This window comes from Stenotrophomonas sp. ZAC14A_NAIMI4_1, assembly GCF_003086915.1.
Taxonomy (GTDB): Bacteria; Pseudomonadota; Gammaproteobacteria; order Xanthomonadales; family Xanthomonadaceae; genus Stenotrophomonas.
Window position 1 is genome coordinate 1,356,322 of the sequence record NZ_CP026002.1, and the last position, 21,480, is coordinate 1,377,801.

The 21,480-nt window shown below is 67.9% G+C and carries 19 protein-coding genes; 11 read left to right on the forward strand and 8 right to left on the reverse strand.

The window, feature by feature from the left end; genetic code table 11:
• The first annotated feature begins 77 nt into the window (after positions 1–77).
• Together C1926_RS06330 and C1926_RS06335 are read left to right on the forward strand one after the other, a co-directional pair.
• Positions 78–2,252 carry a glycoside hydrolase family 3 N-terminal domain-containing protein gene (locus tag C1926_RS06330; protein WP_108758609.1) on the forward strand — a complete coding sequence of 725 codons (2,175 nt, stop codon included), beginning with the start codon at positions 78–80 and terminating at the stop codon, positions 2,250–2,252.
• Between the two features lie 106 nt (positions 2,253–2,358).
• Complete coding sequence (locus C1926_RS06335) at positions 2,359–2,931, forward strand: hypothetical protein (RefSeq protein WP_108758610.1); 573 nt, start codon at positions 2,359–2,361, stop codon at positions 2,929–2,931.
• A gap of 72 nt (positions 2,932–3,003) precedes the next feature.
• On the opposite strand, the gene C1926_RS06340 is transcribed toward C1926_RS06335, so the two are convergent.
• Positions 3,004–4,182: a PQQ-dependent sugar dehydrogenase gene (locus tag C1926_RS06340; protein ID WP_108758611.1), complete on the reverse strand. Its 1,179-nt coding sequence runs from the start codon at positions 4,180–4,182 to the stop codon at positions 3,004–3,006.
• Between the two features lie 165 nt (positions 4,183–4,347).
• On the opposite strand from C1926_RS06340, the gene yiaA reads away from it, so the two are divergent.
• Complete coding sequence (yiaA, locus tag C1926_RS06345; protein WP_108758612.1) at positions 4,348–4,800, forward strand: inner membrane protein YiaA; 453 nt, start codon at positions 4,348–4,350, stop codon at positions 4,798–4,800.
• A 128-nt stretch (positions 4,801–4,928) separates the two neighbouring features.
• On the opposite strand, the gene C1926_RS06350 is transcribed toward yiaA, so the two are convergent.
• The 7 genes from C1926_RS06350 to C1926_RS06380 form a co-directional block, all read right to left on the reverse strand.
• Positions 4,929–5,276, reverse strand: coding sequence for a hypothetical protein (locus tag C1926_RS06350; protein WP_079220385.1), 348 nt, complete (start codon positions 5,274–5,276; stop codon positions 4,929–4,931).
• A gap of 75 nt (positions 5,277–5,351) precedes the next feature.
• Entirely contained in the window at positions 5,352–6,650 is a 1,299-nt protein-coding gene (locus tag C1926_RS06355; protein ID WP_108758613.1) for an amino acid permease, read from the reverse strand.
• Complete coding sequence (locus C1926_RS06360; RefSeq protein ID WP_108758614.1) at positions 6,647–7,408, reverse strand: L,D-transpeptidase family protein; 762 nt, start codon at positions 7,406–7,408, stop codon at positions 6,647–6,649. Before C1926_RS06360 ends, C1926_RS06355 begins: the two co-directional genes overlap by 4 nt.
• A 15-nt stretch (positions 7,409–7,423) precedes the next feature.
• Positions 7,424–8,272, reverse strand: coding sequence for a MurR/RpiR family transcriptional regulator (locus C1926_RS06365; RefSeq protein ID WP_108758615.1), 849 nt, complete (start codon positions 8,270–8,272; stop codon positions 7,424–7,426).
• A 295-nt stretch (positions 8,273–8,567) separates the two neighbouring features.
• Positions 8,568–9,662, reverse strand: coding sequence for a dipeptide epimerase (locus C1926_RS06370; protein WP_108758616.1), 1,095 nt, complete (start codon positions 9,660–9,662; stop codon positions 8,568–8,570).
• Positions 9,659–11,095, reverse strand: a complete 1,437-nt coding sequence (locus tag C1926_RS06375; protein WP_108758617.1) for an SH3 domain-containing protein — start codon at positions 11,093–11,095, stop codon at positions 9,659–9,661. The genes C1926_RS06370 and C1926_RS06375 overlap by 4 nt, the downstream gene beginning before the upstream one ends.
• A 56-nt stretch (positions 11,096–11,151) precedes the next feature.
• Positions 11,152–11,505, reverse strand: a complete 354-nt coding sequence (locus tag C1926_RS06380; RefSeq protein WP_108758618.1) for a hypothetical protein — start codon at positions 11,503–11,505, stop codon at positions 11,152–11,154.
• 137 nt (positions 11,506–11,642) lie between these two features.
• Here C1926_RS06380 and C1926_RS06385 point away from each other — a divergent pair, with 137 nt between their 5' ends.
• The 8 genes from C1926_RS06385 to C1926_RS06420 all read left to right on the forward strand — a co-directional run bounded on the left by C1926_RS06385 (position 11,643) and on the right by C1926_RS06420 (position 21,480).
• Positions 11,643–13,109, forward strand: coding sequence for a transglutaminase-like domain-containing protein (locus tag C1926_RS06385; protein WP_108758619.1), 1,467 nt, complete (start codon positions 11,643–11,645; stop codon positions 13,107–13,109).
• A gap of 51 nt (positions 13,110–13,160) precedes the next feature.
• Positions 13,161–16,184 (forward strand): TonB-dependent receptor, encoded by a 3,024-nt coding sequence (locus C1926_RS06390; RefSeq protein WP_108758620.1) that lies wholly within the window; start codon positions 13,161–13,163, stop codon positions 16,182–16,184.
• Between the two features lie 146 nt (positions 16,185–16,330).
• Positions 16,331–17,848 (forward strand): serine hydrolase domain-containing protein, encoded by a 1,518-nt coding sequence (locus C1926_RS06395; protein WP_108760638.1) that lies wholly within the window; start codon positions 16,331–16,333, stop codon positions 17,846–17,848.
• The gene (locus tag C1926_RS06400; RefSeq protein ID WP_108758621.1) at positions 17,781–18,494 is read left to right on the forward strand and encodes a M15 family metallopeptidase; all 714 of its coding nucleotides are present in this window, start codon (positions 17,781–17,783) and stop codon (positions 18,492–18,494) included. The genes C1926_RS06395 and C1926_RS06400 overlap by 68 nt, the downstream gene beginning before the upstream one ends.
• A 580-nt stretch (positions 18,495–19,074) precedes the next feature.
• The gene (locus C1926_RS06405) at positions 19,075–19,446 is read left to right on the forward strand and encodes a hypothetical protein (RefSeq protein WP_108745791.1); all 372 of its coding nucleotides are present in this window, start codon (positions 19,075–19,077) and stop codon (positions 19,444–19,446) included.
• A 227-nt stretch (positions 19,447–19,673) separates the two neighbouring features.
• Positions 19,674–20,084 carry an EF-hand domain-containing protein gene (locus C1926_RS06410; RefSeq protein WP_108758622.1) on the forward strand — a complete coding sequence of 137 codons (411 nt, stop codon included), beginning with the start codon at positions 19,674–19,676 and terminating at the stop codon, positions 20,082–20,084.
• Positions 20,085–20,207: 123 nt separating this feature from the next.
• Positions 20,208–20,960 carry an HAD family hydrolase gene (locus C1926_RS06415; RefSeq protein WP_108758623.1) on the forward strand — a complete coding sequence of 251 codons (753 nt, stop codon included), beginning with the start codon at positions 20,208–20,210 and terminating at the stop codon, positions 20,958–20,960.
• A gap of 31 nt (positions 20,961–20,991) precedes the next feature.
• Positions 20,992–21,480 carry a hypothetical protein gene (locus C1926_RS06420; protein ID WP_108758624.1) on the forward strand — a complete coding sequence of 163 codons (489 nt, stop codon included), beginning with the start codon at positions 20,992–20,994 and terminating at the stop codon, positions 21,478–21,480.

Here is a 21,480-nt window from a genome sequence, read left to right on the forward strand (position 1 = left end):
GAATGACGAAACCTCTCGCCAAATGGCCCGGGAACGCTAGAATGCCGGGCTTGTAAACGTTTTCATAAGGACAGCTGGTGGCCTCCGATCGCATCGAATCCCTCATTGCCCAGATGACCGTCGAGGAAAAGGTCGGCCAGCTGGGTGTCTTCGCGGACATGGTCCGCCCGTTTGCCCCGGACGTGAACCCGGAAGCCAACGTGCGCAACGCCGACCAGGTGCTGCAGCAGGTGCGCGAAGGCAAGGTCGGCTCGCTGTTCAACGGCGTGGGCGCCGAGCTGGGCCGCCGCATCCAGCAGGTCGCCACCGAGGAAAGCCGCCTGGGCATCCCGGTCATCCTGGCCGCCGACGTCATCCACGGCATGCGTACCGTGTTCCCGATCCCGCTGGGCGAAGCTGCCAGCTTCGAGCCGGACCTGGCCGAGCGCACCGCCCGTGCCACCGCCGTCGAGGCGACCGCCGCCGGCCTGCACTGGACCTACGCACCGGCGGTGGACATCGCCCGCGACCAGCGCTGGGGCCGTGGTGCCGAAGGTGCCGGGGAGGACGTGGTGCTGGGCTGTGCCTTTGCCGCTGCCCGCGTGCGTGGCTTCCAGGGCGGCGACCTGCGCGCCGCCGATTCGCTGCTGGCCACGCCCAAGCACTTCGCCGCCTATGGCGCGGTGATGGCCGGCATGGAATACAACATGGTGGACATCTCGCCGCAGACCCTGCGCGACGTGCACCTGCCGCCGTTCAAGGCCGCGTTCGACGCTGGCGCGATCACGGTGATGTCCTCGTTCAACGACATCAACGGCGTGCCGGCCAGCGCCAACGCCGAACTGCTGACCGACATCCTGCGCGGTGAGTGGAAGTTCCCGGGCGTGGTGATTTCCGATTACACCGCCGACATGGAGCTGGTCGCGCACGGCTATGCCGCCGACGACCGCGACGCCACCGCCAAGGCCTTCACCGCCGGCCTGGACCTGAGCATGCAGAGCGGCTTCTACGCCGAACACCTGCCGGGCCTGGTCGAGAGCGGCGACGTGCCGATGACCGTGCTGGATGAAGGCGTGCGCCGCATCCTGTGGCTGAAGGAAACCATCGGCCTGTTCGACGACCCGTACCGCTCGCTGGACCCGGCGCGCGAAGCGGACACCTCGCACATCGCTGCCCATGACGAGCTGTCGCGCGATGCCGCGCGCCGCTCGATCGTGCTGCTGAACAACCGCGACAACGTGCTGCCGCTGCAGAAGACCGGGCAGAAGATCGCCCTGATCGGCCCGTTCGTGCAGGACCGCGAGAACATCGAAGGCTGCTGGACCCTGTTCGGCGACAAGCAGCGCTACGTGGACCTGGAAACCGGCGTGCGCGCCGCCATCGGCGATGAAGCGCTGCTGGAGATCGTGCCGGGCAGCGAGCTGGAAGCGGCGATTCCGGGTGGCACCGAAGCGGCCGTGGCCGCTGCACTGCGCGCCGACGTGGTGGTGCTGGCACTGGGCGAACCGCAGCGTTACAGCGGTGAAGCGCAGTCGCGCGTGGAGATCACCCTGCCGCCGGCACAGCAGGCGCTGGCCGAGGCCGTGGCGATGACCGGCAAGCCGCTGGTGGTGCTGCTGCGCAACGGTCGCGCGCTGGCCCTGCAGGGCGCGGTGCGCAACGCGCATGCCGTGGCGGTCACCTGGTACCTGGGCACGCAGACCGGCCATGCCGTGGCCGATGTGCTGTTCGGCGATTACAGCCCGTCCGGCCGCCTGCCGGTCAGCTTCCCGCAGGTGTCCGGCCAGCAGCCGTACTTCTACAACCACCCGCGTACCGGCCGCCCGGAACTGCCGACCATGTCGGAGTTCAAGGCGCGCTGGCGCGAGATTCCGAACGAGCCGCTGTACCCGTTCGGCCACGGCATCGGCTATGCGACCTTCGCCTACGGCGTGCCGCAGCTGAGCGCGGCCCAGCTGGGCTGGGACGACACCCTGACCGTCACCACCACGCTGACCAACACCAGCGCCGTGGCCGGTGAGGAAGTGGTGCAGCTGTACATCCACGACCGCGTGGCCAGCCGCGTGCGGCCGGTGCGCGAGCTGAAGGACTTCCGCAAGGTTGCCCTGCAGCCGGGCGAGTCGACCGATGTGAGCTTCACTCTGATCCGCGAGCAGCTGGCATTCACCGGCCGCGACGGCGTGCTGCGTGCCGAGCCGGGCCAGTTCGACGTGTGGGTGTGCGCCTCGTCGGCCGCTGGCGAAGCGGTGCAGTTCGAGCTGCTGAAGGCCTGACCGCGGAGTGGTAGCGCCGGGCAATGCCCGGCGTCCTCACCCATGGCAAACACGCCGGGCATGGCCCGGCGCTACCATCGGGGCATTCATTCGATGGAGCCCGCGCATGCGCAAGATTGCCTTCCTGATTCCGGCCCTGCTGTTGGCCGCCTGTTCGCAGCCGGCACCGCCGGCCGAGCCCGCGGCGGATGCACCGCCGCCGATGACCGGCTCCACGCCGGCCGAAGCTGCGGCGAGCACCACGCCTGACCCGGCTGCAGCGCCGCAGGCGGCTGCCGAACACGCCAGCGAGACTCCTGCACCCGCCGCCACCGCCGATGAAGGCGATGCGCGCGCGCGCATCGACAGCGTGCTGGGCGATGCCGCGCAGTACGAGAAGGTGTTCAACGCATTCAAGACCGCCGTGGTCGGCGGTGACCGTGCTGCCGTGGTGGAGGAAGTGCGCTTTCCGCTGAACATCGCCGGTGGCAAGAAGATCACCGGCCCGGGCGAGTTCCAGCGCAACTACGAAAAGATCATCACCCCGGCGGTGGTCAAGGCGATGTCCGGGCAGGAGTTCAGCAAGGTCTTCGTCAACCAGCAGGGCGTGATGATCGGCGATGGCCAGGTGTGGCTGACCGGCGAGTGCCTGGACAAGGCCTGCGCCCGCACCGAAGTGAAGGTCGGCACCATCCAGTAAACGCGAACGGCCCCGCATGATGCGGGGCCGTTTCATCAACGCAATGCCGGCCAGCGGCCGGCACTACCGGCATCAGGCCTTCGGAGTGAGCTTCAGCAGGCGGGCCTTGCTGCCGTCTTCCAGCAGCCACAGCGCGCCATCGGGGCCCTGTTCCACTTCGCGGATGCGCTCGCCCATGTTGAAGCGCTCGGCTTCGCGCGCGTTCTCGCCATCGAAGGCCACCCGCACCAGCGAGGTGGACGACAGGCCGCCGATGAAGGCGCTGCCCTTCCACTGCGGGAACAGGGTGCCGTTGTAGAACATCAGGCCGGCCGGCGAGATCACCGGGTTCCAGGTGACCTTCGGTGCGGCGAATTCCGGACGCGTGTCGTGGTCGGGAATCGGGCGGCCATCGTAGTGGTCGCCGTTGGAGACGATCGGGTAGCCATAGTTGGCACCGCGCTGGATCAGGTTCAGTTCGTCGCCGCCGGCCGGGCCCATTTCCTGCGCCCACAGCTTGCCGTTGGCGTCGAAGGCGATACCCAGCACGTTGCGGTGGCCCAGCGACCAGACCTGGGCGGCGACGCCGCCCTGCGAGGCGAACGGATTGTCCGCCGGCACGCTGCCATCGTCATTGAGGCGGATGATCTTGCCGAGGTTGCCGCTCATGTCCTGGGCCGGATCGAACTTCTGCCGCTCGCTGGAGCTGATCCACAGCTTGCCGTCCGGGCCGAAGGCGAGGCGGTGGCCGTAATGGCCCTGGCCGCTGACCTTGGGCGTCTGCCGCCAGATCACCTTCAGATCCTTCAGCGCACCGCCGCCATCGGCGTTCAGCGCCAGGGTGGCACGCGCCACGGCCGCGCCGCGGGTATCGAGCGTGCCTTCTTCGGCGTAGCTGACATAGACCACGTTGTTGCGGGCGAAGTCGGGATGCAGGATGACATCGCCGAAGCCGCCCTGGCCGCCGTAGGCCACCTTCGGCACGCCGGTGATCTCATGCTTCTGGCCGCTGGCCAGGTCCAGGTGCTGCAGCTTGCCGCGCTTTTCGGTGACCAGCAGGCTGCCATCGGGCAGGAAGGTCATCGCCCACGGCTGGTCGAAACGGCTGACCTCGGCGGCGGTGAACGGGCGCTGGTCGGCACTGGCCGCTGCAGGCGTGGCCTGCGCAGCGGTTGTCGCGTCTGGACCGGCGGCACTGCAGGCGGTGGTGGCGAGGATGGGCAGCAGGCCCATGGCGAGCAGCAGGGGCGCACGGTGTGAAAGAGGGGTCATGGGTATCTCCAGGGTGGGGATGCGGATGGCCAAGCCCCGTTGTACACCACTGCGGTTGCACGGGGCGTGGTCCAAAGGTCCTGCTGCCCCCTGTGCGGCGCGCGGCTGATCGACTACGGTGGGCCATCCGGGCAAAGCGTGCCCGTTGCCCGCCAAGGAACCGCAATGCATCCGACCGTCGTCTCCAAGCCTTCGCCCGCGTTCATCGCCGCCTCCTGGGTGGCCCTGCTGCTGGGCGCGGTGGCCTACCTGATCGGCCTGTTCAATGCCGAGATGGCCCTGAACGAGAAGGGCTACTACCTGACCCTGCTGCTGTTCGGCCTGTTCGCGGCGGTGTCGCTGCAGAAGAGCGTGCGCGACCGGGTGGAAGACATTCCGGTCAGTGGCCTCTACTACGCGCTGTGCTGGTTTGCCCTGCTGGCCTCGCTGCTGTTGCTGCTGGTCGGCCTGTGGAACGCGACGCTGGCCCTGAGCGAGAAGGGCTTCTATGGCATGGCGTTCGCGCTGTCGCTGTTTGGTGCGGTGGCGGTACAGAAGAACACCCGCGACCTGATTGCCGCCAATGGCGGTGAACCAGCACGCAAGGTGGCCATGCCGCCGCTGCCGGAACAGGACTGAGCGCTGGTTTGTAGAGCCGAGCCCATGCTCGGCTCAGGCTGGAATTGTAGAGCCGAGCCCACGCTCGGCTCAGGCCGCAAAGGTAGAAGCAGCCGAGCATGGGCTCGGCTCTACAGTGGCGCGGCGTGTCAGCCCAGGCGCCCCAGGCGCGGGTCCACCGTGTTCGCCTCATCCCAGCCACGGCGCACTGCCGCGCGGGCCTGTTCCCACTCCAGGCGGCTGCGGCCACGATCGCTGGCCCAGCGCGATTCCAGCTCACGCTCCACTTCTTCGTAGGCGCGGATCACCTGGTCGGCGCGGGTCTCGTGGAAGCGCGCCGCATGGCCGACCTGGTAGGCCGGCTCGTAGTCATCGAACAGCAGGCTGGCGTCGTAATAGGGCTCGGCGCTGTAGCGGTCGCGCCAGTAGTCGGAAATGGTTTCGCGCGGGGTGCTGTCATCCGGCACGCGGCCGGGAATCTGGTAATCGGGGCTCATCGGTCGGGCTCCGTGGTGGACGAAGCCTGATGGTGCCCGTGCGGCGGTTAACCGCCCGGGCCGGTTGCGTGAAGATCAGGTCGCGTCGGCCTTGCGCGGCAGCAGGTAGATCACCGCACCGATGGCGAAGGCGACCAGCGCAGCGGCGATGTTCTGCCAGCTGGCACTGGCGAACAGCGCCACGCACAGCAACAGTGCCAGCACCGGGATGAGCGGACCGCCGGGCAGCTTCAACGCGCCGGGCCGGTCGGCATAGCGCTTGGCCAGCACCAACACCGCCGCCGCCGTACCGATGTAGGCAAACAGGCGCGTGGTCATCGACAGCAGGGCCAGCTGCACGAACGAGCCGGTCAGGGCCAGGCCCAGCGCGATCAGCCCCTGGCAGAAGATTGCCGCGGCCGGCGTGCGGAAGCGCGGATGCACCTGCGCCAGCACCTTCGGGCCGTAGCCATCGCGGGCGAGGGCGAACAGGAAGCGCGGGCCCATCATCATCGTGTTGCTGTTGGTGCCGAGGATGGAGATGGTCGCGCCGACGGTGAGGATCAGCGCCAGCGCCTCGCCGCCGAAACCGGCGGCGGCATCGGCCAGGGGCGTGGCCGAACTGGCCAGGCCGGCCAGCGTGCCCTGCGCCACCAGCTGCACCGCGCCGTAGATGACCGTGACGGTGACGATCATGGTGATCAGCGCGAACGGGATGTCGCGGCGCGGGTTGCGGTATTCGCCGGCGGCGGCCGGGATGTTCTCGAAACCGGCGTAGGCGTACAGCAGCAGCAGCGCGGCTTCGCCCATGCGCTGCAGGTCGTGCGGGTCCGGGCGTTGGCCGGAGAACGCCAGCTTCGGGTCGATGTAGAACGCGCCGATGGCCACGAACAGCAGCAGCGGCAGCATCTTGCCGATGACCAGCACGATGCCGGTGCGCGCCGCCGAGCGCACGCCCATGATGTTGACCCCGGTGAGGAAGCCCAGCGACACCACGATCACCGCGATGCGGCCCATGCCGGCACCGGCCCACGGCCAGAACCGCGCGACCGCATCGGCCAGCGCATTGCTGAGTGCCGCAGCCGAACTGATGCGGGTCAGCCAGATCATCCAGCCGATCTCGAAACCGGCGAAGCGGCCGAATGCTTCGCGCGCGTACAGGTAGCTGCCGCCGGGTTCATCGAAGTAGCTGGCGGCCTGCGCGTAGCACAGCACCAGCAGGGCCACGACGATGCCGGCGGCGACTACGCCCCACAGGCTGAAGGGGCCGAGCAGGGCGACGGTGGCGGCGGGCAGCAGGTAGATGCCGCTGCCGACCACATCGTTGATGGACAGGCCGACGATCTGCCAGCGGCTGACCGCACGTTGCAGCTGCGGTTCGTCCTGCGCGCTCACTGGCTGGCTCCGGCGAGCGCGGGCAGCTGCCACTGCGCCTGCAGGCGCGTGTACTCGGCGCGCGGCAGCAGCACGAAGCGCGGCGTGTCCTGCGGGCGCAGCCAGTCCAGCAGTGCCTGCATGCGTGCCTGCGGCATGGCCGTGCAGCCGGCAGTGGCCTCACCGGGCTGGCGCCACAGGTGGGCGAAGATGCAGCTGCCCTTGCCGGGCTGGTTCTGCGGGTTGTGCGCGATCACGAAGCCTTCCTGGTAGCGCACGTCGCCCTTGTCGTGCAGGTCCAGGCGCATCGGTTCGGTGGACCCCTGCACGGCCGCGCGGCCGACCTTGGCCGCATCGACGATGCGGTTGTAGAACGGCGAGGCCGGCACGTCCATGCAGTAGCTGCTGTCGAGCATCGGCTGGTAGGGCATTGCGGTCTGCGGGCGTGTGCCGGCATAGCCGAACGCGCTGCCCAGGGCGAACACCCCGGCCGGGCTGCGGCCATCGCCTTCCTGCTTCTGCGGGCCATCGCCCTGCGCCGGGTGCAGGCCCAGGCCCCACGCGCTGCCGCTGCGGCCCAGCGCCACCGGGAAGGCCGTGCCCTGTGCGCGCCAGCCCTTGCCGTCGCGCACGAACGCCTGCAGCTGGCCCTGGGTGCTGTCCCAGCCCTCGCTGGTGACCACGATCAACTGCCGCGCGCCATCCAGCGGCGCAGCGTGGAGGGACAGCGACGCGGCCAGCAGCAGCGCAGCGGTGACAAGGCGGGACAGCGGCTTCATCAGCAGGCGCTCCGGTCAGGAATCGAGCAGGTGGTCAATGCGTTCCAGGTTCACCGCCAGTTGCCGCTGGCGATCTGGATTGGCGTGGCAGAGCAGCACGAACAGGAAGTCGAGCAGGGCATGCATGGCGCTACGGTACAGCAGCTGCGCCACCTGCGGCGTGCGGTCGTAGGCACACACCACCAGCGATGCATCGGCGTGCGCGCGCAGCGGGTTGGCGGTGTGGCGGGTGATCGACACGACCCTGCCGCCCATGTTCTGGAACTGCCGCGACAGCTGCGAGAGCTGCGGCAGGTTGCCGTATTCGGAGAACACCAGCAGGGCATCGCGGGGGCGCGCGGCCGACAGGTTGGCCAGCAGCAGGACCGGATCGGTGTGCGGCACCACCAGCAGGCCGAGCAGCGACAGCCGCATGGCGAACTCGCGGGCGAACAGGCCGTCATCGCCCAGCCCGTACACGAACAGCTTCGGCGCGCCGTCCAGCAGCTGCACGATGCGCTCGATCTCCTCGCGCGGGTTGGCCTGGCGGGTTTCTTCCTCGGCCTGGGCCTTGCTGCGGCGCAGGGCATCGCCCAGGCGCAGGTAGTGATCGCCGTTGTCCGGTTCGCTGGGGGCCTGCTGCGGGTCGGCGCCGGCGCGGGCCACGTCCTGGCCGATGGAATACTTCAGGTCCGGGTAGCCCTTGAAGCCCAGCTTCTGGCTGAACTTGACCACGCTGGACTGGCTGATGCCCAGCGCGCTGGCCAGCTGCTGGGAGGAGTAGTCGCGCAGCAGGTGGGCGTTGTCGAGGATGAAATCGGCGATGCGGCGTTCGATGGCCGACATCTGCCCGCGCTCGGTTCGGATTTTCAGCAGGGGCGGCATGCGGGGCGTCCGGGCGTGGGTAGGCGCGTTGCGGCTGGCAGCGTGGAGCGGATTATGGGGTGGGTCGCGCGGGTGGGGATTGCGGGGGACGCCGCAAGTACGTCCGTGTAGGCTTGGCCGCCGCATCCATGCGGCGGACACCCCCGCAAGCCCCACTCGCCCGCCCCCGGACAGATCGCGCGCGTGCCAGCCGCGAAGGGGTTACGGGGTGGAGCAGAAGCAGGTGCATCCACGCATGGCGTGGATCTACCGGGGCGCGGCCCTTGTAGAGTCGAGCCATGCTCGACTGCGCGGGTCAACCCAGCATCTCCAGCCCACGCACTTCGGTGATGCCCAGCCCGGGTACGTCGCTGATGCTGATCTCCGATTCGTTGAAATGTACACCGCCGCTGACCGGGTCGAACTGGCCCAGCGAGGGGCCATCGAGGTCGACCTTGGTGATCACATCGCTCTTGGCCACCGCCAGGTGTACCGCGGCCGCCACGCTGATGCTCGATTCGATCATGCAGCCGATCATGCACGGCACGCCGTAGATGCCGGCGATGTCTGCAATGCGGATCGCGTTGGACAGCCCGCCGGTCTTCATCAGCTTGATGTTGATGATGTCGGCCGCGCGCTGCTGGATCAGGTCCATCACCTGGCTTGGGCTGAACACGCTTTCGTCGGCCATCACCGGCGTGTTGACCCGATCGGTCACGTACTTCAGGCCGCTGATGTCGGCGGCCTTTACCGGCTGCTCCAGCAGTTCCAGCACCACGCCGGCTTCCTCCAGCGTGCGCATGGCATGCACGGCCTGCTTGGCGGTCCAGCCCTGGTTGGCGTCCAGGCGCAGCAGCGCACGACCCTGCACGGCGGCATGGATGGCCTTGACCCGCTCGATGTCCAGGCCGATGTCCTTGCCCACCTTGATCTTCAGCGACTCGAAGCCGCGCTCGATGGCCGACAGCGAATCGGCCACCATCTTGTCGATGTAGTCCACGCTGATGGTGATGTCGGTGGTGATGACCGGATCGCCACCGCCCAGCATCTGGTACAGCGGTGCGCCATGCAGCTGCGCCCACAGGTCGTACAGGGCGATCTCCACCGCCGCCTTGGCGCTGGTGTTGCGCTCCATGGCGGTCTGCACCAGCGTGCACAGGTGGTTGAGGTTCACCACGTCCTGCCCGACCAGGCGCGGGGCGATGAAGTGGCGGATCGCCTCGATGATCGAGCCGTGCGTATCACCGGTGATGACTGCGGTGGCCGGCGCTTCGCCGTAGCCGGTGTTGCCGGTGTCGGTGCGGATCAGCACCACCACGTCTTCCACGGTTTCCACCGTGCGCAGGGCGGTCTTGAACGGTGTCTTCAGCGGCACGCGCAGCATGCCCAGTTCGATGGCGGTGATCTTCATTCGGCAGTCTTCGCCCGCAGGCGCTGGATGTTGGTGATGCGGTCGATGTAGCGGACAGTATCGCTGGCCATCATCGGCTCCAGCGGGGTGACCGAGACACCATTGAGGTGGGCCTGCACGCGCTTACCGTCGGCACCGGACCAGCTGCCGCCCGCCGTATCGTGGATGACCCAGGTGCGGCCGTCGACGTGGCCGATGGCCATCATCACGTGGCCGGGGATGTAGACCAGGTCGCCCACCTGCAGCGCGCTCACGGCGCGGTCGCGCGCGGCCTTGCCGGCCTTTTCGGTGAACGGCAGGCGGTTCAGCGCCGGGCTGACCGCCTGGGCACTGGTATTGCGCGGCAGCAGCACGCCGAAGCTGCGGTAGATCTCGGACACGAACCCGCTGCAGTCGCGGGTGTCGTAGTCGTGGCCCCAGCCGTAGCGTTCGCCGAGGAACTTGAAGGCCTGCTGCAGCAGCAGGCGCGGGGTCAGCGCCAGGTAATCAGCGGCAGTGTCCTGCGAACGCGGCAGCAGCGCGGGCACCAGCTTCAACTGGCCATCGGCCTCGCGTACCGGCAGCTGCACCACCCAGGCGGCATGTGCCTGCTGGCCGTTGACCGGGGCGGCGGCGGGCCAGTCGGCCAGCACCGGCAGGCGCACGCCCATGTCCAGCTGCAGGCGCGACACGCGCGGCTCCTCCGGGGTGAACGCGGTATGCGCCACTGCGCCGGTCACGATGCGGTAGGGGCCCTGCGCGCCGTAGCCGAGCACGCTGGCTTTCTCGCCGGTGGCCACCGATTCGGCTTCGATCCACGCGCTGTAGCGTTCGCTGTGCACGAACAGCCATCGGCCATCGGCGCTGCGATGGACCACGGCCACCTTGTCACCGGGGAACAGCGCCGATTCCTGGAAGCGGTCGATATCGGTATCACCCGCGGTACTGAAGACGCGCTGGCGGGTGGGGAAGGTGCGCAATGCCGCGCGCTTCACCACCAGACCGTACTGCGGCGCCACCGGTGCGGCGATGGCCGTCACGCCCAGGTTGGCCTCGATCGACGCGCGCAGCGCTGCCGCGATGGGCTGGCCCTGGTCGTCGTACAGGGCCCGCGTCGGCCAGGCCGACAGCGCGCTGATGCTGGCGCGCACCTGCGCGGCGGTCAGCTGCGCGGGCAGGGCGGCGATGTCCTGGATGTGCGCGTCCTGGCTGCGCATGCGCGCGTTCTGCGCGTTGATCTGCGTGCGGTCGAGGATCGGGGTATCGGCGTTGTCCAGCCGCGCGGCCCAGTACTGCGGGGTCAGGTAGGCCTCGTGCAGGCCGATCACATACGGCAGCGGCGCGCCGGGATCAGGTGCGCGGGGGGCCTGCGCAAAGGCCGGTGCGGCCAGCAGGCACAGGGCCAGGGTGAAGCGGCGCGGCCAGTGCCGGGGTGCAGCGATCGATCGATTCATGCGCAACGCTCCCTATCGAATCCATTGGAACATGTGGCGGCGACCCGTGCTGGCCTCTACGGCGCGGCCGGCGCCTGCTGGGCGATCTGCGCATCCAGTGCAGCGCGGTCGGCCCAGACCGTGCCGCAGTGGCCGCAGCCCCAGATCGGCGGGCGCAGGGTTTCAACATGGCTGACCAGGCCGTCGCAGCCGGGTTCCGGGCAGGGGATGGCCGGTGTCGCGTCGGCGGTACTGGCCGGCGGGCGCTCACCGGTCTGCGGATCGAAATCGCCATAGCTGCCGCAGCGGGTGCATTCGATCATCACCAGGCGCATGCCTTTGGCGCGGGACTGCTGCAGCAGCGCAAGGCCTGCGGCAGCCGGTACGAACGTCGCGCTGCACTGGGGGCAACGCAGGTGAGTCTGTTCCATCCCGCACGGGCTCCGGTTGTTGGCGGACTGCTTTGGAATATTTATTCCTTTCACCCACGAAAGCAAGAATAAATAATTGACCCTCTCTCCGGCCCGTGTTACACAGCCGTTACCACCCGCGCTGGGGAAGTGTCGCTGTGGATCCCGCCGTTCGCAAACCGCGTCTGCCTGCCGCCGCCGGCCTGTGTGCCGCGCTGCTGCTGTGGCCGTGGGTGGCAGGCGCACAGGAGGCCGAGCAACAGGCTGCCGGCGAAACGCGGCTGGTCGACCTGGTCGACAGCGGCCGTTTCGCGCAGGCCGAAGACCAGCTGGCGCGCGGCGACCTGCCCGCCACGGCGGCCTACCAGCGCGAGCGCATGCGCCGCATCCGCCTGGACTTCAGCCTGGACGAAGCCGCAGCGAAATCCGCCGTACGCCGCTGGATTCCCGACCTGACCGATGCCGAGTTCGCGCGCTGGGATCAGCTCGGCCTGATCGAACACCTGGATATCGACGGCACCCGCTGGTACTTCAAGCGTGCGCCGTCCAACCTGTTCCTGCTCAGCGATGAAGCGCGCGCCCGCCGTCGCGCCGATGCGCCGATGCCAGCGCCGGGCCCGAACGAAGTGCTCAACGCGCACCACGCGCGCGTGGTTGCGGCCGCCGCGCAGCAGGGCCAGGCCTCGGTGCTGCCGCAGCGCATTGCCTTTACCCAGTCGCTCACGGTGAAGGCCGATGCCGTGCCGGCCGGTGAAACCATCCGCGCGTGGATTCCGTACCCGCGCGAAATTCCCGGCCAGCAGGAACGCGTGCAATGGCTGGGCAGCACGCCGGGCAAGGCGCGCGTGGCCCCGGCCAGCACCCTGCAGCGCACCGCCTATATGGAAGCCCGGGCGGTGGCGGGGCAGCCAACACACTTCGAAGTGCACTACGCGGTCACCCTCTACGCGCGGCATACCTCGATCGATCCAGCCAAGGTGCAGCCCACGCCGGCCGACCCGGCGCTGCATCCGTTCCTGGCCGAGCAGCTGCCGCATGTGCGCTTCACCCCGGCGCTGAAACTGTTCTCCGAGCAGGTGCTGCAGGGCGAGACGCGCCCGTATGAAGTGGTGCGCAGGCTGTACGCCGCGGTCGACCGCATCCCGTGGGCGGGTGCCCGCGAATACTCCACCCTCAGCAACCTCAGCGATTACGCCCTGCGCGCCGGCCATGCCGACTGCGGCCAACAGACCCTGCTGCTGATCGCGCTGCTGCGCATGAACGGCATTCCCGCACGCTGGCAGTCGGGCATGGTGTTCTCCGACGACGGCAGCGGCTACAACAACCTGCACGATTGGGGTGCGGTCTACCTGGCGCCGTATGGATGGCTGCCGATGGACGTGACCACCGGCGCGCTGGCCAGCGAAACGCCGGCGCTGCGCGACTTCTACCTGGGTGGCCTCGATGGCTACCGCATCGCCTTCAACGATGATTTCGGCCAGCCGTTCGTGCCGGCCAAACAGCATTACCGCTCGGAAACGGTCGACTCGCAGCGCGGCGAGGCCGAGTGGGCGGGCGGCAATCTGTACTTCGACCAATGGGGCTATGACCTCCAGTGGCGGGTACTGCCGTCCGGGCAACGCTAGCGCGATACCTCCACCACCACACCATTCAATTCTTGCAGGAGAGAGCAGGGGATGAAGGCTTACAGCATCAAGCGGGCGGCGTTGTGCGTCGCCCTCGGGGCGTGTCTGGGCATCATGCTGCCCAGCATGGCGATGGCGCAGAACGTGAGCGGCGCCGTGGCCGGCCGGGCGACGGCCGGTGACCAGGTCACCGTGGTCAGCAGCAGCACCGGGCTGACCCGCACCGTCACCGTCGGCGCCGATGGCAGCTACCGCCTTGGCCAGCTGCCGGTAGGCGACTACCAGCTGCAGCTCAGCCGCGAGGGCCAGAACCTGGGTGACCAGGTCGCCGTCAGCGTGGCGGTGGGCGGCACCACCACGGTCAACCTGGCCAGCGCCGGCGGCGTGACCAACCTCGATGCCCTGCAGGTGACCGGCACGCGCGTGGTCAACCGCGTGGATGTCTATTCCACCGAGACCTCGTTCAACATCAACCGCCAGGAAATCTCGCGGCTGCCGGTGGCGCAGGATCTGTCCGCCGTGGCGCTGATGGCGCCGGGCGTGGTCGGCGGCAACTCCTCGTTCGGCGGCCTGTCCTTTGCCGGTTCATCGGTGGCCGAGAACGCGGTGTTCATCAACGGCCTCAACGTCACCGACATGTACACGCGGCGTGGCTTCAGCACCGCGCCGTTCGCCTTCTTCAACGAATTCCAGGTCAAGACCGGTGGCTACTCGGTGGAATTCGGCCGCTCCACCGGCGGCGTCATCAACGCGGTGACGCGGTCGGGCAGCAACGAATTCGAGGGCGGCGTGGAAGTGACCGTCGAGCCCAGCGCCGGGCGCTCCAGTGGACGCGACCACTTCCATCGCGACGGCACCGCGCATTCCTATGGCAGCCGTGACAACAACTCGTTCCTGAAGACCAACGTCTGGGGCTCGGGCCCGATCATCAAGGACACGCTGTTCCTGTTCGCCATGTACGAAGACCGCGACGACCGCGGCCACAACACCTCGTCCGATGGCAGCACCTGGTTCAAGAACACTTCCGGCAACGGCTTCTGGGGCACCAAGCTGGACTGGAACATCAACGACAACCACAGCCTGGCGCTGCTGGCGTTCTCCGATGAGGGCGATGTCACCAACGCGTCCTACGGCTACGACTGGGATGACGACCGGATCGGCGCCTGGGGCGGTGATTCCATCACCGAGACCGGCGGCCGCAACTGGTCGGCCACCTATACCGGCCACTTCGGGCAGAACTTCACCGCCCGCGCCATGGTCGGCCAGAACAACCAGCGCGCGTTCACCAACTCGTCGCTGGACCAGGCCTGCAGCCCGGTGTTCACCGACAGCACCTACGGCCCGCGCCTGGGCAAGCTGCAGGGCCTGCGTCCCGGCTGCCATCCCACCGGCACGGCCGTGGCCGAGCGCGATGACACCCGCGATGTGGCGCGCCTGGATTTCGAATGGCAGCTGGGCGACCACCTGCTGCGCTTCGGCCTCGACCGCGAGCTGATGACCACCGACCAGTCGACCCGCTACCCCGGGCCGAGTGCGCTGAGCTACACCGCCTACGTGGCGCGGCCCGGCGATGAAGTGTGGGACGGCGCCAACGCCTTTGTGCCGGCCGGCGTCACCGAGATGCTGCGCGCGCGCAACCGCCAGTCGGGCGGCAAGTTCGAGACCGAGGCCAACGCCTTCTACCTGGAAGACATCTGGAACATCACCCCGAACCTGATGCTCAACCTCGGCATCCGCTGGGACCGCTTCGAGAACCGCACGGCCGAGGGCAAGGCGTTCATCAAGATGGATGACCTGTTCGCCCCGCGCCTGGGCTTCTCGTGGGACATGCGCGGCGATGGCAGCACCAAGCTGTTCGGCAACGCGGGCCGCTACTACCTGCCGGTCACCAACAACATCAACGTCAACTTTGCCGGTGGCCTCACCGACGAATACAGCTACTACGTGCTGGAAGGCTGGGAGCAGAAGACTTCGCCGACCGGTTCGGCGTACATGGCACCGATCATCGGCGCGCAGATCGGGCCGACCGACACCCGCATGAACACCGGCGGCGCCGACCTGCGGCAGAGCGTGGACCGCGACCTGAAGGCGGTCTACCAGGACGAGTACATCCTTGGCTTCCAGAGCATGATCAACGCGGCCTGGTCGTGGGGCGTCAACGCCACCTACCGGCGCATGACCCGCGCGCTGGATGACATCCGCATCAACTACACCCCGTGCGGCCCGACGCCGAGCACGCTGTGGCCGATCGGCAACCCCGGCGAGAGCCTGACCTTGTGGGGCGACCAGAGCATCGGCTGCGCCACCGAAGGCTGGATCACCATCGACACCGCCAACAGCGGCTACCGCAAGGGCGGCAGCGGCGAGGTCATCGGCTATTCCAAGCCCAAGCGCACCTACAAGGGCCTGGAATTCCAGATTGATCGCGCCTGGGACGAGAAGTGGATGCTCAATGCCTCCTACCTGTGGTCGCGCAGCGATGGCAACTTCGAAGGCCCGGTGAACTCCGATACCAACTACGGCGACACCGGCATGGTGCAGTACTGGGACCACCCGGCCACCAATGAACGCTACGGCGTGCTGTTCAACGACTTCCGCCACCAGATAAAGCTGCGCGCGGCCTATGCGCTGAACAAGCAGTGGTCGTTCGGCACCACGCTGCAGGTGCAGTCCGGCGGCCCGATCACCGCCTATGGCGTGATGTGGCCGAACGACACCATTGCCGGCGGCAGCACCTCCAGCGAAGGCAGTGGCGGCGGCACCGGCTGGCTGTGCGTGGCCAACTGCTCCGGGCCGTACGACCAGCGCCAGTTCGAGTACAGCCCGCGCGGCGCGTTCGGTCGCCTGCCGTGGACCTGGACGATGGGGGCCAACGTGACCTGGCGCCTGCCGGTGGAGGGCATCGATCTCAGCGCCCGCCTGTCGGTGTACAACCTGACCAACAACCAGAAGACCATCAACGTGCACCAGCGCTACGAAGCACAGCCGGGCCAGTACCGCGAAGCCACCTTCGCCACGGGCACCCGCTGGCAGGCGCCGCGCTACACGCAGCTGGTGGTGACGTGGAACTTCTGACCGGCAGCCCGGTAGAGTCGAGCTTGCTCGACTGCTTTTCGCGGGTTGCCCGCAGCCCGGTAGAGTCGAGCTTGCTCGACTGTTTTTTGCGGGTTGCCGGACGTCGTTCAGTCGAGCAAGCTCGACTCTACGGCTGCGTCGCTGCGCTGTGGCTTTTCCCGGCGGCGGCCACCGCCGCCATCGATGCCGATGTCGCCGCCGTGGTCCAGCACGCGCATCTGCCCGGGCTGGCCATGGCCGTGGTCGAGCAGGGGCGGGTGGTCTACCAGCACGCCGAAGGCGCGCGCGGTGATGGCGGCCGCATCGACGAAGACACGCTGTTCAAGATCGCGTCCAACAGCAAGGCGATGACCGCCGCGCTGCTGGCGCGCCTGGTGGAGCAGGGCCGGCTGCGCTGGGATGACCCGGTACGCAAGCACCTGCCCGGCTTCACCATGCATGACCCGTGGGTGGGCGAGCACATGCAGGTGCGGGACCTGCTCATCCACAACAGTGGCCTTGGCCTGGGCGCCGGCGACCTGATGCTGTGGCCGGAGCCCAACGCCTATACCCGCGCGGACATCATCGCCGGCCTGGCCCACCTGAAGCCGGTCAGCAGCTTCCGCAGCGGCTACGCCTACGACAACCTGATGTACGTGGTGGCCGGTGAAGTCGCGGCCGCCGCCGGCGGCAAACCCTATGACCAGTTGCTGCGCGAGCAGGTATTCGAACCGCTCGGCATGGACCGCTGCCAGGTGGGCGCATGGTCGGTGAAGCGCGTGGGCAACGTGGCCCAGCCACATGCGTGGCGCAAGGGCCGCAACGTGGTGATCAACGCCGATGGCACGACCAGTCCCGACCTGACGTCGATGGCCGCCGGTGGCATCCGTTGCTCGCTGCGCGACATGACGCGCTGGATGCAGGTGCTGCTGGACCCCGCGCTGGTGCCCGGCTGGCTGGGCAGCGACCAGCGGCGCACGCTGTGGACCCTGCACATGCCGCTGCCGCTGGGCGAGCGGCAGCGCCGCTGGGACAACGCGCACTTCATGGGTTACGGCTATGGCTGGCGTGTTTCGGACATGGACGGGCAGTGGAAGGTGGCGCACACCGGCACGCTGTCGGGCATGTACTCCTCGCTGGCCCTGCTGCCGGACCGCAGGGTGGGCGCGGTGATGCTGATGAACGGCGAGGGCGAGGATGCACGCACGGTGCTGATGCAGTCGCTCCTGAAGCGCTTCACCGCCCCTGCCGAGGGCCAGACGGCGCTGGGCTATCTGCAGGCGTTGGCCGATGAGCGGAGCCGGACCGATGTGATCGGCCACGTTGATGAGTATCTCGATCCGATCGCGCCCGCCGGTGCCGGCGCGCTGCAGGCGCAGCAGGGGCGCTACCGTGATCCCTGGCTGGGCGAGGCCACGCTGTGCCCGGTTGCGGGCACGCTGCGGTTCGAGGTGCTGCGCTCGCCGAAACTGGCTGCGACCGTGATGCAGCAAGGGCGCCGGTGGCGGTTGCACTGGGATACGCTGGAGGCATCCGCGCAGGCATGGCTGCAGCCCGGTGACGGTGACCCGCCCACGCTGCAGCTGCGCGCCATCGATCCGGACATCGACTTCAGCTATGACTTCCAGGACCTGCATTTCACTCGTATTGGCGATTGCCCTGGCGGGCAGCACGCACGCCGCTGAGCCACCGCGCATCTCGCCGGCCACCGATGCGGCCAGCGCCGGCCTGCTGGAGATCCGCACGCTGGCCCCGCAGATCGAGATGGACATCCGCTACGCCGGCCGCAACAACTTCACCGGCGCCCGCGTGCCGGGTTACGAGGCGCCCTCGTGTTACCTGCTGGCCCCGGTGGCGAAGGCATTGGCCGCGGTGGAGCGTGATCTTCGTGGGGAGGGTTACGCGCTGCGTATCTACGACTGCTATCGCCCGGTGCGTTCGGTGCAGGCCTTCATGGCCTGGGTGAACGATTCGCATGAGCAGTCGCGCAAGGCACTGCAGTACCCGGGCCTGGACAAGCCGCGGCTGCTGGCCGATGGCTACATCGCCGCGCGCTCGGGGCACAGCCGGGGGGCGACGGTGGACCTGGGGCTGCTGGATTGCCGGGCCGGCGCGTGCGTGGTGATGGACATGGGCACGGATTTCGATTTCTTCGGCGTACGCGCGCATACCGACGCGGCGGGGCTGACGGCGGCGCAGCGCGGGAACCGGCAGCGGTTGCTGCAGGCGATGGCGCGGCGAGGGTTTGCCAACTACCCGCAGGAGTGGTGGCACTACACGCTGCAGCCGGAGCCGGATGCCGGCACCGCGTACGATTTTCCCGTGAGGTGAGGTTTTTTGCAGGGCTTGCAGCCCTGCACCTGCCGAATCAACGTCAACTTCAACGTCAAATGCGTGCATTCCGTGGGATGGCGGGGTGGGTCCGGTTGAGGGGGACGCTGCAAGTACGTCCATGTAAGCTCGGTCGCCGCATCCATGCGGCTCACGCCCCCTCAACCGGACCCACCCCGCCTTCGACAGTTTTTCGCGACCTGTTGGAACGGCGTTCTGCTCTGGTGGGTGCCGACCGTTGGTCGGCACTGGGTCGGATCCCGTTGCTTCGCAACGGGCTCTGACCCCAGAAGAATTTTGAGATCTGACAGATGTGCCGACCAACGGTCGGCACCCACCAAAAGCCGCCGGCCAACTGTCGAAGGCGGGGCACTGTGGGTTTGCGGGGTGTGAGCCGCATGGATGCGGCGACCAAGCCCCCAGGGACGGGTTCACGGCGTCCCCGCACACCCACAGTGCCCCGCCATCCCACGGAATGTCAGCTTTTTGCTGTTGCTTCGGCTCTGGCTTCTGCAGGTGCAGGGCTGCAAGCCCTGCCGATACCCTTACACTCACTACCGCCTCCCAACTGCCCACCCGCATGAACCTTCCGCTGCACTTCGGCCTGCTCGGCTCGCTCGAAGCCGGTGCCATCGCCCTGCTGGTCGGGCTGCTGGTGTACTTCCTCTGGCATCACCTGTGCCGCGTGTTCCGCTGGTCCATGGGCCATGCCATCGGCTGGGCCTGCGTGTTCGCGGTGGCCATCTCCGCCGGCATCGATATGTGGAAGCTGTTCTACATGGGCATCGTGCGGCTGGAATCGCCGCTGTATGCGCGCATCTTCCTCTCCACCATCCACGACCCCAACGAACTGGGCAGCCGCGTGGTGCTGGAAATCGCCGGTGCGCTCTCCGGTGTTGCATTGGGATGGCTCTTGTTCAGTTCGCGGTCATCTGCGCAGAACGTCGATTGACGCAGGTTTTTCGTTGCGTGCCGGTTAAATCCGTCCGCGCTGAATGCTCGCCTTATGGAGCGCTCACTTTGCCCTAACCACCGCGCTAACGCATGCGTCGGGGCGAGTGGTTAATGAGGTGTATTCACGCCGGTTGCAGCCCAAAATCGATTCAGAAACGCGGTGGCAGGGTAGGTGCCGTGCGGAGACAACACCCCGCGCTCCACCACCCAAAGGAGATCCACCTGATGACTATTCGCAACCGCAAGCCCCTGCTCGCCCTGATCGTTGCCGCCGGTAGTGTGCTGGCCGTCCCGGCCATGGCGCAGACCGCCCAGCAGCAGGCAGCCCAGGCACAGAATCAGGCGGCGCAGGCCCAGCAGTCGGCAGCCCAGGCGGGCCAGGCGGCTGACCAGGCCTCCAGTGCGGCTGCATCGGCGCAGGCACAGGCCAGTGGCGGCGGCCAGACCTGGGCCAGCATCGATACCGATGGCAACGGCACCATCAGCAAGTCCGAGGCACAGGTGAACGCGGGCCTGGCCCAGGTGTTCGACCAGGCCGACACCAACAAGGACGGCGAGCTCAGCGCCGACGAGTACAAGGCCTTCGTGGCCGCCCAGCAGGCCGGGGCGGGTGCGGGTGCCGGCGGTGGCAACTGATCGCCGCCTGACCAGAACCGGTTGAACGGATCCGGTTGCGTTCGGGGCAACCGGTGCATGGGGCCCGGGCGGCGTTGGCCGCCCGGGTTTTTGTTGCCTTCGCCAGCGCTGTATCCTTGTCGCATGAACGCCTCCACGCCTGCGCGCTCGCGCGCCATCGGCCTGGTCGGTTTTGACGGTGACGACACGCTGTGGAAGAGCGAGGACTACTACCGCAAGGCCGAGCAGGATTACCTGGACCTGCTGTCGCGCTACGTCGATGTGCACGACACCCAGACCGCCCGCCACCTGCTGGAAGTGCAGCAGCGCAACCTGGCCGTGTTCGGCTATGGGGTGAAGGGCATGGTCCTGTCGATGATCGAAGCGGCCATCGACATCACCGGCCAGCGCATCGACGCCAAGGACATCCAGCGCATGCTGGACATCGGCCATGACACCCTGCGCCACCCGGTGGATCTCATCGACGGCGTGCGCGAGTCGGTGGCGGCCATCGCCGAGCTTTACCCGGTGGTGCTGATCACCAAGGGCGACCTGTTCCACCAGGAAGCCAAGATCAACGTGGCCAACCTGCGCGAGCTGTTCCCGCGCATCGAGATCGTCTCGGAAAAGGACCCGGAAACCTACCCCCGCGTGCTGGCCGAATTCGACCTGCCGATGCAGCAGTTCGTGATGGTCGGCAATTCGCTGCGCTCGGATATCGAGCCGGTGGTCACCCTTGGCGGCTGGGGCATCCACACCCCGTACGCGGTCACCTGGGCGCATGAAACCCAGCATGGCGTGGCCGACGACGAACCGCGCATGGTCACCGCCGATACCGCCTGGGATTGGCCGGCCGCGCTGGCCGCGATCGAGGCCAAGGCCGCTGCAGCGGCCTGACAGGGCCCGGCGGCTGCGGCAGAATCGGGGCATGAAGCGCTTTCCGACCCTGCTGCTGTCGCTCCTGTTGCTGGCGCCAGCCACCGTGCTGGCCCAGCAGACCGCCGAACGTTCGGCGGCCTACACGGTGGAAACCGGTGACCGTTGGCTGGATGCCCAGCTGCAGGACATCAACCACTACGCCGAGCGTTACCCCGATGCCTTCCTCGATGAGGTATCGCGCTACGCCAACGTGCCGCACGGCTATGTCAGCGCGCTGTTCACCACCCACGGCTGGCAGGCCGGCGATATCTACTTCGCCTGCTTCTGGGCCAAGGCCAGCGGCCAGACCTGCCGCGACAGCGTCCGTGCCTTCAGCCAGAACCCGGAAGGGGGCTGGGAGGCGGTGGTCACGCGGATGCCGGTGAAGCCGGACAACCTGCACGTCCGCGCCGTGCGCCACGCCATCGTGGCCAGCTACGAGCACTGGGACCGGCCGATCACCCTCGATGCCACCCTGAAGCGCCAGCTCAAGCGGTAG